At 70.3% G+C, this 13299-nt stretch carries 11 protein-coding genes; 7 read left to right on the forward strand and 4 right to left on the reverse strand.

Annotated elements, in window-relative coordinates:
* Nucleotides 1-9: 9 nt before the first annotated feature.
* Nucleotides 10-1701, forward strand: coding sequence for an ABC transporter family substrate-binding protein (locus tag NQO67_RS04140; RefSeq protein WP_255946385.1), 1692 nt, complete (start codon nucleotides 10-12; stop codon nucleotides 1699-1701).
* Nucleotides 1702-1773: 72 nt separating this feature from the next.
* On the opposite strand, the gene NQO67_RS04145 is transcribed toward NQO67_RS04140, so the two are convergent.
* A complete protein-coding gene (locus tag NQO67_RS04145) occupies nucleotides 1774-2334 on the reverse strand; it encodes a CchlQ (protein WP_255946387.1) in 561 nt (186 codons plus the stop codon).
* A 164-nt stretch (nucleotides 2335-2498) separates the two neighbouring features.
* Complete coding sequence (locus tag NQO67_RS04150) at nucleotides 2499-3653, reverse strand: glycoside hydrolase family 88 protein (RefSeq protein ID WP_255946389.1); 1155 nt, start codon at nucleotides 3651-3653, stop codon at nucleotides 2499-2501.
* Between the two features lie 390 nt (nucleotides 3654-4043).
* Between NQO67_RS04150 and NQO67_RS04155 the strand changes: the two genes are divergently transcribed.
* The 4 genes from NQO67_RS04155 to NQO67_RS04170 all read left to right on the forward strand — a co-directional run bounded on the left by NQO67_RS04155 (nucleotide 4044) and on the right by NQO67_RS04170 (nucleotide 8859).
* Complete coding sequence (locus NQO67_RS04155; protein WP_255946401.1) at nucleotides 4044-5462, forward strand: ABC transporter substrate-binding protein; 1419 nt, start codon at nucleotides 4044-4046, stop codon at nucleotides 5460-5462.
* Complete coding sequence (locus NQO67_RS04160) at nucleotides 5459-6397, forward strand: carbohydrate ABC transporter permease (RefSeq protein ID WP_255946403.1); 939 nt, start codon at nucleotides 5459-5461, stop codon at nucleotides 6395-6397. The genes NQO67_RS04155 and NQO67_RS04160 overlap by 4 nt, the downstream gene beginning before the upstream one ends.
* The gene (locus NQO67_RS04165; protein WP_255946405.1) at nucleotides 6394-7215 is read left to right on the forward strand and encodes a carbohydrate ABC transporter permease; all 822 of its coding nucleotides are present in this window, start codon (nucleotides 6394-6396) and stop codon (nucleotides 7213-7215) included. Before NQO67_RS04160 ends, NQO67_RS04165 begins: the two co-directional genes overlap by 4 nt.
* Before the next feature lie 225 nt (nucleotides 7216-7440).
* The gene (locus NQO67_RS04170; protein WP_374118897.1) at nucleotides 7441-8859 is read left to right on the forward strand and encodes an RICIN domain-containing protein; all 1419 of its coding nucleotides are present in this window, start codon (nucleotides 7441-7443) and stop codon (nucleotides 8857-8859) included.
* Nucleotides 8860-8944: 85 nt separating this feature from the next.
* On the opposite strand, the gene NQO67_RS04175 is transcribed toward NQO67_RS04170, so the two are convergent.
* Complete coding sequence (locus tag NQO67_RS04175; RefSeq protein WP_255946424.1) at nucleotides 8945-10423, reverse strand: glycoside hydrolase; 1479 nt, start codon at nucleotides 10421-10423, stop codon at nucleotides 8945-8947.
* A 244-nt stretch (nucleotides 10424-10667) separates the two neighbouring features.
* On the opposite strand from NQO67_RS04175, the gene NQO67_RS04180 reads away from it, so the two are divergent.
* Nucleotides 10668-11093, forward strand: a complete 426-nt coding sequence (locus NQO67_RS04180; protein WP_255946426.1) for a PPOX class F420-dependent oxidoreductase — start codon at nucleotides 10668-10670, stop codon at nucleotides 11091-11093.
* A 151-nt stretch (nucleotides 11094-11244) separates the two neighbouring features.
* A complete protein-coding gene (locus NQO67_RS04185) occupies nucleotides 11245-12117 on the forward strand; it encodes a hypothetical protein (RefSeq protein WP_255946428.1) in 873 nt (290 codons plus the stop codon).
* A gap of 26 nt (nucleotides 12118-12143) precedes the next feature.
* On the opposite strand, the gene NQO67_RS04190 is transcribed toward NQO67_RS04185, so the two are convergent.
* A complete protein-coding gene (locus tag NQO67_RS04190; RefSeq protein ID WP_255946430.1) occupies nucleotides 12144-12881 on the reverse strand; it encodes an NPP1 family protein in 738 nt (245 codons plus the stop codon).
* Between the last annotated feature and the right edge of the window lie 418 nt (nucleotides 12882-13299).

The raw sequence follows: 13299 nt of genomic DNA on the forward strand, positions 1-13299 counted from the left end.
GGAACCCCCATGTCCAGAGCTTCGAGATCCACCTGCGTCGCCGTGGTCGCCGTCTCGGCGGCCCTGGTGATGGCCGGATGCAGTTCCTCCGACGACTCCGGCGCGGACCACAAGAAGGGCAAACCACCCGCGGTCGACGCGCAGGGCCTCAACGCACAGCCGGCGTCGAAGGTCCGCCAGGGCGGCAGGCTCAAGCTCTCCGTCCAGAAGTGGGTCCACCAGTACAACTTCTACCAGGTGGACGGCACCGACGGAGACGCCGTGGCCATCCTGGAGCAGGTCGAGCCGGTGCTGATGCCGCGGGACGCCAAGGGCGTGCCGCACCCGGACCCGAACTTCCTGATCTCGGCGAAGGTGACGTCCACCAGCCCCCAGGTCGTCACGTACAAGCTGAACCCCAAGGCCAAGTGGTCCGACGGCAAGCAGCTGAGCTACCGGGACTTCGCCACCCTGTGGAAGGACCTGAACGGCAAGGACGACCGGTACCTGGTCGCCGACTCCACCGGCTACGACCGGATCTCGAAGGTGGCCCGTGGCGCCGACGACCAGGAAGTGAAGGTCACCTTCAGCAAGCCGTACGCCGATTGGCAGCGGCTCTTCCGCCCGCTGCTGCCCGCAGACGGCATCGACACGCCCGAGAAGTTCAACAAGGGCTGGATCGAGAAGATCCCGATCACCGGCAGCTCCTGGAAGATCAAGTCCTTCGACAAGACCGCACAGACCGTCTCCACCGTCCCCGACCCGAACTGGTGGGGCACCAGGCCCAAGTTGGACTCCATCACCTACCGCGCCCTCGCCCAGCCGGCGGACACCGAGGCCTATCTGAACAAGGAGATCGACTACGCCCCGGCGATCCTGCCCGAGGACTACCAGCGGCTGTCGAAGGCGCCCGGCACCGACATCCGGCGCGGGGCGCGCTGGGACGAGGTGCACCTCACGCTCGGCACCCGGGGCCCGCTAAAGGACCTGAAGGTGCGCCAGGCCCTCGACCTGGCCATCGACCGCAAGGGCATCGTCGCCGCCTTCGCCAAGGACCTCGACTTTCCGGTGCAGACCCTCGACAACCACTTCTTCATGCCCAACCAGCAGGGCTACAAGGCGAACGCCGGCAAGTGGGGCACGTTCGACCTGGCCGGCGCGAAGAAGCTGCTCGACGCGGCCGGCTGGAAGGACAACGGCGCCGGCAAGCCGCGCACCAAGGGAGGCAAGGAGCTGACCCTCGACTACGTGCTCACCGCGGGCTCGTCATCGTCGGCCCTGGACCAGGCGCAGATCGTGCAGCAGCAGCTCGGCCAGGCCGGTTTCAAGGTCACCATCCAGAAGGTCCCGGACGCTGACTTCAGCGACAAGTACCTCGACCGCGGCGAATTCGACCTGACCAGCTTCCGCAACGTCGACTACGTCTTCCCCTCGCAGCTGTACTCGACCTTCCGCCAGCCCAGCGCCAAGCAGACCTACCTGAACTTCGGCGCCATCGGCTCGCCCGAGATCGACGACCTGCTGACCCGGGCGGCCGAGTCCACCGACCCGGCCGAGTCCCAGGACCTGTACAACCAGGCCGACGTCAGGATCTGGGCCGAGGTGCACTCCATCGAGCTCTACCAGCGCCCGCAGATCTACGCGGTCCGCTCCGGTCTTGCGAACTTCGGGGCGTCCGGGCTCGGCGACTGGAACTTCCTCACCATGGGCTGGGAGAAGTAGCGCAGCATCGCCTCGGGCGGCGGCTCATGCCTCCGCGAGACCGGCCCCGCACCACCGGGCGGGGCCGGCCGGTCACCCATCCCCTGCGCCGGCCCCGTCCGGTTCGGCCCGGCACAGGGGGCAGCGATCGCTGCCGTCCCAGGCACCCCACCCGAACACCGCGGGCACCAGGTGCCGGCCCTCCAACTCCCGGCGCACGGCGACCCGGAAGTCCCACACGGCACCGATGTACGGGTGGTAGGCGGCGTGGAAGGCGGGCGAGCCCTCCGACGCACCCGTGGCGACGGTGCGCCGCAGCGCACGCAGCCGCTCGAACATCGCCTGCCCGGCACCGGCCACCTCCGTCGTGGCGTCGATGAAGAACCGCTCCCTGACCTCGTAGATCGCAGCATCGGTCAACGCGGCCCGGGTCGCGGCGTCCAGGTCGGGCACCGCGTCCGAACCCTGCGCGAGTTGCCGCAGCCGGGCGTGGCAGAGCCCGGCGGCGCTGATGAACTCGATGTAGACCGCCCGGCGCCGGGCCGTGCCGCTGCGGTCCTCCTCGTGCCGATGGCGCAGTTGGTCGGCGAGCACGGTGCCGGACATGGCGATGAACCCGCCGCTCACGGTCGCGACCAGCGTTCCCCAGTCCACGTCTGCCTCCCCAACGCCACCCGTGCCTCCCCAGGGCGGGCACCGAAGGCGAAAGATAGTGGGCCGGGCGGGGGACCGCATGCCGGGGCCCGGGCACCGGGGCAGCCGGCGCCCGGGCCCCATGGCGTCGGGCGAACCCGGAGACCGCCTCGGGTGACGTGGCGTCAGGACGTCAGCGACGCCAGCTCGGTGCCGGCCAGCAGGAAGCCGCCCACGCCGAAGTCGGCGGTGCTGTCATAGGTGACCGGTTGGCTGGAGTCGGGCCGGTCGCCGACCCCCTGCACGTAGCCGAGGAAGCCGTTCGGGTGGACGGCGGTGGCGACCAGGCCGTTCCAGGCCCGTGCGGCCACCGGCAGATACGTGTCCCGGTCCACCAGCCCGGCCCCGACCGCGTAGGCCGTGCCGTAGGTGAAGAAGGAGGTGCCGCTGGTCTCCGGGCCGGGGAAGTGGGCGGGGTCGGCCAGGTTGACGTTCCAGAAGCCGTCGGAGCGCTGGAGCGGGGCGAGGGCGGTCACCAGGTGCGTCAGCGTCTCGCGGTACTCGGGCACGTGCGCGGCGTCGGCCGGTAGCGCCTTGAGGGTCTTCACGTGTCCAGCGGCGACCCACCCGTTGCCGCGCGACCACACCACCGGCTTGCCGCTCGGCGAGACGATGCCGCCGGGCAGGAACTTGGCGTCCCGATACCACAGGTCCGTGTCCGGGTCGTACAGACCCGGGCCACCCTCGGCGTTCTTCGTGTGGTCGTACAGCGCGTACAGCTTGTTCCAGTAGGCGGTGTCCGTGCGGAGCCGCCCGAAGCGGGCGAACGGCGGCATGCCCATGTGCAGCGCGTCGTCCCACCACCAGTCGTCGTTCTTGTCCGGCTGGTCGGTGATCATGTGACGCAGCGTCGCCTCGGCCGCCGCCAGCTTCTGCTCGTCCGGCTCCACCTCGTAGAGGTCGAGATAGGCCTGCATGGCGGTGAAGTTGTCGGCGTGCCGGGTGGTGGGGCCGCTGATGACGGCGTAGTCGTGCTGCTCGGCCCAGGAGCGTGCGTAGTCGAGGTACCGGTCGTCCTCGGAGAGCCGGAAGAGGGCCATCAGACCGCTGAAGAAGGTGGCCCGGGCCCAGGCGTTGTCACCGGGGTCGTCATGGGACCCGATCCACTGGTCGGCCACCCGCCGCAGCACGTCGACGATCTCCGCGCGGGACGGGAGCCGGTCCGACGGGGGCTCCGCGGCACGGGCGGTGGGGGCGCCGGCGAGGCCGCCGAGCGCGGGCACCGCCACGGCCAGCGCCGCCCCTCGGAGCAACAGCTGCCGTCTGTCCAGTCTCTTCATGGGAGCGACCTTCCTACGTGGGGGAGCATCATCATGAAGGTCTGGACCATTCTGGGTCCATGGTGGGGAAGCGATTTATTGCGCGGTGCTGCATTCACGCAGGTGGGTCAAGTTCACATATGAAGATTTTCTCGCGTGCTTGGGACCCCTCCCGCCGTGACCGTCGTCCTGACCCGCGTCTTGACCTGTGTCCCGCGGGCGGCCAGGCTCGCTCCGTCGTGATCCGGCCACCCCGCGTCGGGGACGGTCGAGCGGGTGGCGGAGGGGGGGCGGGCGCAGCCGGCGTCGCAGGCTGCGGCAGGATCACGTGCATCGCGGGCGTCCCACCGAAGGCCGTCGCCGAACGCCCGCGGCTGAAGCAAGGCACCGCACGACAGAAGGGCATGGGCGATGAAACGCGACAGCTTCCCGGGCGGCGGACCACGCCGGCGCACCGGCCTGGCCGCGTCGGCCCTCGCCGCCGCCCTGCTCGCCGCGGGCTGCGTGCCCGGCACCGACGGATCGGGCGCGGGCCCGGGGGGCGGCGCCGGCGCGGGCGAGGCGATACCGGACCCGACCAGGGCGGGCAAGGTCACCCTGACGGTCTGGGACCAGGAGATACGCGGCGGCCAGAACACCGAGATCGAGCGGCTCAACGCCCAGTTCCAGAAGAAGTACCCGAACGTCCGCATCAAGCGGGTCTCGCGCAGCTTCACCGACCTGAAGACCACCCTCAAGCTGGCCCTCTCCGGCAACAACCCGCCGGACGTCATCCAGGCCAACCAGGGCTACCCCGACATGGTGTCCTTCGTGAAGGCCGGCCTGCTCACCCCGCTCGACACCTACGCGGGCATCTACGCCTGGAACACCCGCTACCCGAACACCCTGCTCAACCTCAACCGGGTCTCCGCGGACGGCACGCACTTCGGCACCGGTCGCCTGTACGGGATATCCCAGACGGGCGAGTACATCGGGATCTACTACAACAAGGACGTCCTCGCCAAGGCGAAGGTGGCGCCGCCGAAGACCTGGCAGGACTTCCAGGAGGCACTGCCCCGGCTGAAGCAGCACGGCGTGCTGCCCGTCCAGTTCGGCAACCTCGACAAGTACCCGGCGATCCACCTGTTCGGGGTGCTCCAGAACGAGTCGGGCGGGGCCGCCGCAGCCCGCGACACCATCCTCGGCCGCGGCTCCGGCTTCGACGACGCCCCCACCCGTACCGCGGCCACCACCCTCGCCGACTGGACGAAACGCGGCTACCTGCCGCACGGCGCCAACGGCACCGGCTACGACGACGCGGCCAAGCAGTTCGCCGCCGGCAAGGGCGCCTTCCTCATCACCGGCACCTGGGAACTGGCCACCCTCGAGAAGCCCATGGGCGACGCCCTCGGCATCATGCCCCCGCCGCCCACCACCTCAGGGGGCTCCCCGGTGACCACCGGCGGCCAGGGTCTGGCCTGGTCCATCACCTCCCGCTCCCACCACCAGCAGGTCGCCGCCGCCTACCTGGACTTCCTCACCGACGAGCACGCCGCCGACGTGATGGCCCAGGAGGGCGTGCTGCCCGCGCTGCCCGGCAAGGTCGCCGACCGGCTCCCCAAGGACAGCGCCGACGGCCAGATGGTCGCCGGCTGGAAGGCGCTGAACGCCCACGACGGGTTGGTGCCCTACCTCGACTACACCACCCCCACCTTCTACGACTTCCTCTCCGCCCGGCTCCAGGAGGTCATCGGCGGCAGGACACCGCCCGGCGAGCTGCCCGGCGCCATGCAGCACGAGTACGCCACCTTCATGGCCCAGCAGGCCGGCGGAGAGAAGACGGCACCATGACGCGGCCCGGACACCTCATACGCCGGGTCGCCGGCCGCTACCGCCGGGCTCCGGGGTCGCCCCGCGCGATCGGGTACCTGTACGTGGTGCCGGCCCTCGCCCTCTACGCGGTCTTCCTGCTGTTCCCGTTCGGCCAGACCGTCTGGCTGTCGCTGCTGCACTGGGACGGCCTGAACGTCGCCACGTGGGCGGGCGCCGGGAACTACCGCGCCCTGCTCACCGACCCCACCCTGCGGGCGCCGTTCGGCCATGCGTTGGTGCTGCTGCTGTTCTACGCGGCGCTGCCCGTGGCCATCGGCCTGCTGCTGGCGTCCGCGCTCACCCGCTTCCGGGTGCGCGGCATGACCTTCTTCCGCACCGTGCTGTTCCTGCCGCAGGTGCTCGCCATGGTGGTGGTCGGGGTGGCCTGGCGCGCCATCCTCACCCCCGACGGGCTGCTCAACGACACGCTGCGGCTGGTGGGCCTGGACGGCCTGGCCCGCCCCTGGCTGGGGGACAGCACCTTCGCGTTGCCCGCGGTGGGCGTGGTCGGCACCTGGGTCGAGACCGGGCTGTGCCTGGTGCTCTTCCTCGCCGGGGCGCAGCGCATCCCCCGCGAGCTGTACGAGGCGGCCCGGCTCGACGGCGCGGGGGCGCTCAATGAGTTCCGCGCGGTCACCCTGCCGGGACTGCGCCCGCAGATCGCCGTCGCGCTGACCCTCACGATCGTCGCCGGCCTGCGCAACTTCGACCTGATCTACATCACCACCAGCGGCGGCCCCGGGAACGCCACCTCCGTACCCGCCTACGAGGTGTACCACCGGGCCTTCGAGACCGGTGACGTCGGCTCCGCCGCGGCGCTGGGCGTGGGGCTCACGGCGTTGATCTTCGTGCTGTCCGTCGCGGTGGCGCGTCTCGTCGAAGGGCGAGCGGGGCGAGAGGAGCAGGGTTCGTGACCGGCCGACTGGAACGCGGTGCGACCTACGGCATCCTCGCCGTCTTCACCGTCCTCAGCCTGACCCCCATGGTCGGGATCCTCTCCTCCGCGCTCGCCCCGCGCGGATCCCTGGACACCGGGTTCGCGCTGCCCTCCGGCCTGCACTGGGGCAACTTCGCCGACGCCTGGACGCGCGGTCACTTCGGCTCGTACCTGGGCAACTCGGTGCTGGTGGCGGTCGCGGTGGTGGCGATCAGCGGGGTGCTGTCGGTGCTCGCCGCCTACGCGTTCGGGGTGATGCGCTTCCCCGGCGCCAGCCTGCTGTTCTACCTCTTCGTGCTCGGACTGACCCTGCCCGAAGAGGCCCTGGTGGTGCCGCTCTACTTCGATCTGCGCGCCTGGCACCTGACCGACAGCTACGCGGGCCTCATCCTGCCGCAGGCCGCCCAGTCCCTCGCCTTCGGCGTCTTCTGGATGCGTACCTACTTCCGGCAGGCACCCCGTTCGGTGATCGAGGCCGCCCGCATCGACGGGGCGTCCAGCTGGACCACGCTGTGGCGCGTGCTCGTCCCGATGGGACGGCCTGCGGTGTCCACGATGCTGGTGATGGTCTTCATGTGGACCTGGAACGAGTTCCTCATCGCCCTGGTGATGGTCAGCGACGAGCGGTACCGCACCGTGCCGCTCGGCCTCGCCTTCTTCCAGGGCCAGCACGGCTCGGACACCGCGCTCCTCGCGGCTGCCTCGGTCCTCGTGGCCCTTCCGGTGGTCGTGGTGTACGTGGCGCTGCAACGCAAATTCATCGCGGGGATGCTGGGCGGGGCCGTGAAGGAGTGAGGGCGGGCCCCCGCGCCCCGCGCAGGGTGTCCGTCCACCTCCTCGAACAGCGGGCGGCCGGGCGCCGTTGGGGCCGTTTCGTCCCGTTGACCTCCCCAGGGGCCCCCTCTACCGTGGCCTCGTTCATCATCTCATCCGCTGTTCGACATGCTGAACAGGCGTGCTGGACAGCCCGTTGCGCACGGCACGTTCACCGCCTGTGAAGGAGAGTGTGTGATGACGCGTCTGCGGACCCTGTTAGCCGCGCTGGCGGCCCTGTGTCTCGCCGCGGCCGCACTGGTCGCGGCGACCGTGCCCGCCACCGCGACCCAGGCCGCCGTCACGGTCGTCAACGGCGGCCAGTTCACCGGGACCGACGGGCAGCCGGTGCACGCGCACGGTGGCGGCATGCTGAAGGTGGGGTCCTACTACTACTGGTACGGCGAGCACCGCAACGACGACAACACCTTCCGGTACGTCGACGCCTACCGCTCACAGGACCTGAAGACCTGGGAGTTCCGCGGCCATGTACTGACCCAGTCGTCCGCCGCCGAGCTGGCGAGCGCCAACATCGAGCGCCCGAAGGTCATGTACAACGCCTCCACCGGCAAGTACGTCATGTGGATGCACAAGGAGGGCGCCACCGACTACAGCGAGGCCCGCGCCGCGGTGGCCGTCTCCGACACCCCTGACGGCGCCTACACGTACAAGGGCAGCTTCCGCCCGCTCGACCAGCACATGTCGCGCGACCTCACGGTCTTCGTCGACACCGACGGCACCGGCTACATGGTCTCCGCCGCACGCGAGAACTACGACCTTCAGATCTACCGGCTCAACCCCGACTACACCGGCATCCAGAGCCTGGTCGCCAATCCGTGGCCCGGCGGCCATCGCGAGGCACCCGCCCTCTTCAAGCGCGGCAGCACCTACTTCATGCTGACCTCGGCGGCCACCGGCTGGGACCCCAACCAGCAGCAGTACGCCACCGCCTCCTCGCTCGCGGGGCCGTGGACCGCGATGAAGAACGTCGGCGACTCCACCGCCTACAACTCCCAGACCGCGTTCGTGCTCCCCGTCCAGGGCAGCTCCGGCACCTCCTACCTCTACCTCGGCGACCGCTGGGGCAACTCCTTCGGGCAGAACGTGAACGCCTCGCGGTACGTCTGGCTGCCGCTGGCCTTCCCCAGCTCCACCAGCATGACGATGGACTGGTACCCGCAGCTCGCCATCGACACCGCGGCCGGCACCGTGGCCGGGCAGGGCGGCCCGTTCGAGACGCTGACCGCCCGGCACAGCGGCAAGTGCGCCGACGTCACCTCGCAGTCCATGCTGGAGGGTGCCGTGCTCAAGCAGTACGGCTGCAACGGCGGAGGGAACCAGAAGTTCTGGTTCCGGGACACCGGTGACGGCTACGTCCAGCTGATGGCCCGGCACAGCTCCCTGTGCCTGGCCGAGATGGCCACCGACGTCGAGCAGCGGGCCTGCACCGACGACGCCACAGAGCGGTGGAAGGTCACCCAGACCGGCGACGGATACGTGACGATCAGCGCCCGCGCCACCGGCGAATGCCTGGACGTGTCCGACGCCTCCACCGCCGACTCCGCGGTGATCATCACGTATGCCTGCAACGGCGGGTCCAACCAGCAGTGGAAGCGCAGCGGCTGACACCGCGACGTACCGGCAAACCGAGGGTGCGCCAGCAAGCGCTTACCGCACCCTCGGTGCTTTCACCTGACCGGCAGCCGACCCGTCAGGGCGTCACGTTGTCGATCTCCAACGTCTGGATCTGCCCGGCCGCGAACGGCACGCTCAGCTTCTTCCCGGACACGGAGACGTCCGTGCGGGCGGCGTACTGGTCGCCGCCCTGGGTGTGCGTGGACCACCGGCGCACCAGCCCCGACGAGCCGCCCGAAGCCTGCGCGAAGGCGGACAGGTCGAACGTCAGCGTCTGGGCCTGGTCGGGGCTGATGGCGACGATCACCAGACGGCGCGCCGCGGCGTCGTAGGCGGCGATGGTGTTGCCCGCGTTCGTCGTGACGATCTGCATGCCCGGTCGGATGTGCCGGGTGAACTGCGCGTACGCGTAGTACTTCGTCGTCACGGCGCCCGGCTGGAGGGTGCTCGGGTCATAGGCGATCATCGCCCAGTCCGGACTCGGGTCCATCACCTGCCAGTAGACGTACGCCGTCGGACACAGCCAGCGGAAGTCCAGGAAGAGGTTGGTGGCCATGGTCAGGCCGGTGGCGTCCTTCTGCCCGGTCTCCGAGTTCCACAGCTTCTTGCCCGCTGCGGCGACATCGTCGCGCAGCAGGTCCCGGCGCCCGCCCGAGCCCTGGTAACCGTGCACGTTGACCCGGGCAACGGTGGCCCGGGCCGCGCTGCCGAACGAGGCCCAGGTGCTGCGCGCCAGGTCGTAGCTGGTCTCGTCGGACGCGGCGACGGCGGTACCGGACAGTCCGAGCCGATCCAGCTCCGAACGGACCTCGCCGAGCACGGTGGCCTGCACGGACGCGTCGAAGTGGCACCCTTCCTGGGTGCCGGTGGCGGTCCACCACGAGGACGACGGCTCGTTGAACGGCTCCACCGAGGCGAACGGCACGCCCCAGGAGTCCTGGGCGCGGCGGGCCACGGTCGCCAGATAGGTGGCGAAGGTCCGGTAGTACGCCGACGCGAGGTTGTTGCCGCCGTCCGACGCGCCGGACGGGTTGTGGTTCTGGAGCATCCACCACATCGGCGAGTTGGAGAACAACTCCGCCTGCGCGCCGCGCTGGTGCGCCCGCAGCAGGGCGCCGCGCTGCTTGGCGTCCACGCTCCAGTCCCAGGCGGCGGAGCCGGGATCGGCATTGCCGCCGTCCAGCCAGAAGCCCTCGATCTGCTTGTACCGGGGGATGTTCGGCGAGGCCGCCATCGAGGCGCCGCCGACCGTGTTCCAGCTGCATCCGCCCAGGTTGTAGCGGGCGATGGAGAGGCCGAGGCCGGGCAGCGTACGGCCGTCGTAGCCGACGTCCTCAAGGGTGAAGAACGCGTCGGCGAAGTCGTCGCGGTCCCCGAACACGTTCGCCCACCAGGCCAGCGAGGTGCCCCAGCCCTCCCACGGGCCGTAGGTCGTACCGGGATCGACCTGCACGGCCACGTCGGTCGCACCGGAGCCGGCCGCCTGCGCCACGCCCGTGCCCGTGGCGCCGAGCAACGCCCCACCGGCCGCCGTGAGCAGTGTCCTGCGTCTCACGCGGATCTCCTCTCGTCTCGATCCGCCCCGCAGCAGCGTCGGGCCAACGGAGACGGTTGTCGAGAGGTGTGACAGCGCTTTCTATCTGTGTGCGGGTTCCGGACCGATCTCGCCCGGAGCGACACGCCCGGACGCCTGGTTGCGGCGTGCCCCGGCGCGAGGCAGCGTGTCTCCCACGGCGGCCCGACGGTCGCGTTCGCGGGGTCGAAAGCGGCCCTCGCCAGTCGTGCAGAGAGGCGGACACGTGCCCACCGAGGCTTTCGAGGAACTGCTTGCCGGCAGTACACGGGGCGTCCTGACGACCATCAAGTCCAACGGCCGACCCCAGCTGTCCAACGTCCTCTACACCTACGACAGGCAGACGCGGCTCGTCCGGGTGTCCACCACGGCAGGCCGCGCCAAGACAGCCAACCTCCGCCGGGACCCCCGCGCGGGTCTCTACGTCACGTCCACCGACTTCTGGACGTATGTCGTCGCCGAGGGCACCGCGGAGCTGACCCCGGTCGCGGCCGACCCGCACGACGCCACCGTGGCGGAGCTGGTCGAGGTCTACCGGGCGCTGTCCGGCGAGCACTCCGACTGGGACGACTACCGGCGGGCCATGGTCCGCGACCGCCGCCTGGTCATCCGGCTCCGGGTCGACCGCCTCATCGGAGCCGGCGGAAGCTGACCGGGGCGCCACGGAGCGAGCCCCACACCGGCCCGGCGCATGCCCCGGTGCTCCGACGCCCCTCCGATTCCACCTTCGAACAGTTTTTCCTGCCCCGGGACATTAGGCTCATGTCGCATCCCGGTAGGTGACCTGACGAGGTGACAGCGACATGAGCCCGTTCCGTCCCGGCATCCGCACCCGTCGTACGGCCACGGCGCTGCTCGGCGCGGTGGCGCTGACCGTGCTGGGCGCCACCGCGGCCCTCGCCGACCCGCAGGGATGGGTGCCGGCCGGCACGTCCCGGGTCGACTCGCTGAGCGGCGGCGAGGGCCTGGCCTCGTTCGACGACGGCTCCCTGGTCTACCGCGGCCTCGGCACGATCCCGCTGACGTTGCGCCTTGCGGGCTGGAACCACGTCGGAGACCCGGACACCGCGCGCGGCGACGTCTTCGACGCCTACCAGGGCGGCGACGACGCGACGTCGAAGATGTTCGCGGTCACCACCCCGGACGGACGGCGCTACCAGTACGCACACCCGCTCGATGCGGGCGAGAAGCTGAACAACTCCTTCGCCGCCGTCTCGCCGGACGCCCAGTGGCTGGTCTCCGGCGAGTGGGGCGACCAGAGCCGCCTCCAGGTCTTCCCGGCACCCCTGCTCAACCCCAGCACCCCGGCCACCGGCGGCACCCTGCCCCAGGCTGGCCAGATCACCCTGGACCACCCGGTGCGGGACATCCAGGGCTGCGACTTCGTCACCGCCCGGCAACTGGTGTGCGCGTCCGACGACGCCGCCACGGACCTGTGGCCCGACGCGCGTCCCCTGCTCCGCGTCGACCTGCCGCACGCGCTGGACGGCTCGCAGGTCACCGGGCATGTGACCGACCTCGGGCCGCTGCCGCAGCAGAGCGTGTGCACGGGCACGTTCGAGACCGAAGGGGTGGACTACGACCCGCAGGCGGGGATCCTGCGGGCCCAGGTGATCTCGCCCGGTGCCTGCAAGATCAACACCACGGTCTACGCCTACCGGCAGTCAGGAAGCTGACCACGGCCCGACGATGCCCAACCGCGTCAGGCGTTGGGGTCGAACGGAATGCCGGCGGGCATGGAGTTGGCGAGGGCGGAGGCGAACCGGCCGTCCGTGATCTTGATGGTGGCGTCGCCGAAGTCGGCGTTCATCAGGGTGTCGCGCAGCCCGGCCGGATAGCCCGCCCATCCGACGAGGCGGGGGTAGAACCAGCCGCCGGTGGCGTTCTCCGGCGGTTCGTCGTTGCTGGTCGCGAAGCGGAAGCAGTGGGTGGAGACACCGTCCTTGTGGTACACGACCTTGGGGTGGGTCCCGTCGAACCGCACGGACGAACTCGCCGCCACCTGGTAGCCGGAGTGCTGCGACACCGAGACGTACTTGACCTCGTTGCCGGAGATCCACACCACGACGTGTTCCCAGTCGTGGGTGTGGCCGATGGGCAGCCCGGAAACGGCCTGATCCTTCTCGAAATAGCTGGCGTAGACGATGGCGCACCAGCCGTTGTTGCACTTCTCCCGCGAGTAGGTGTTGGCGCTCGCCAGCTGGGCGGGGTCGTGGCAGTGCCCGTTCACGTCGCCGCCGAGCGGCAGACCCGGGTTGAGGGTGCCGTCCGGGGCGATGGCGGCGGTCGTGTAGCACCCGTCGCCGTCGTAGTCGTAGGCGGGGGAGAAGGACTGCTCCAGACCGTCGGCGTTCTGGGGGAGGGCCTGGAGGACGTCGGCGTCCGCATCCGTCGCGAGCGCCACGACCAGGGCCACGGCGCCGAGGGTGGACGTCAGCACGGACCGGCGGAAGCGCCCCGCACGTCTCGGACGGGACGCCGTACTCCCGGAATTCTTCGTCGACGATTTCGAATCGCGCACACCGGCTCCTCAGCGACACCTGCGGCGCACGGGCCCTGCGGCGGGCCGTGACGCCGGACCAATGATTCTCCGCGCACGAAGACACATGCCGCGCCGGGGCGTTGAGAGGGGTGGGCAGAGACACGGGTCCGGCGCCGCAACGGATTTCGGATGGTGATGCGGCATCAAATTAGCCCGCGGTCGTGGCGGCCGGCAAGACGGCGGGCGACGCTTCGGTACTGCGTTTTTCCGGGGGGCGACCCCCGGGCCCCCAGCCGGGAAAGCGGGCCGGCTGGGTGACCGGCGCGGACATCGCGCGGCGAACCCGAGTAATACCTGGAAAACAATTCCGGAAATT

Origin of the sequence: Streptomyces odontomachi, assembly GCF_024435355.1 — a bacterium.
Classification (GTDB): Bacteria; Actinomycetota; Actinomycetes; order Streptomycetales; family Streptomycetaceae; genus Streptomyces; species Streptomyces odontomachi.

Bases quoted from the DNA above. Each gene is read 5' to 3' on its own strand.
- NQO67_RS04185 (WP_255946428.1), top strand. From the start codon at position 11,245: ATGAGCCCGTTCCGTCCCGGCATCCGCACCCGTCGTACGGCCACGGCG.
- NQO67_RS04150 (WP_255946389.1), bottom strand. From the start codon at position 3,653: ATGAAGAGACTGGACAGACGGCAGCTGTTGCTCCGAGGGGCGGCGCTG.
- NQO67_RS04140 (WP_255946385.1), top strand. From the start codon at position 10: ATGTCCAGAGCTTCGAGATCCACCTGCGTCGCCGTGGTCGCCGTCTCG.
- NQO67_RS04160 (WP_255946403.1), top strand. From the start codon at position 5,459: ATGACGCGGCCCGGACACCTCATACGCCGGGTCGCCGGCCGCTACCGC.
- NQO67_RS04155 (WP_255946401.1), top strand. From the start codon at position 4,044: ATGAAACGCGACAGCTTCCCGGGCGGCGGACCACGCCGGCGCACCGGC.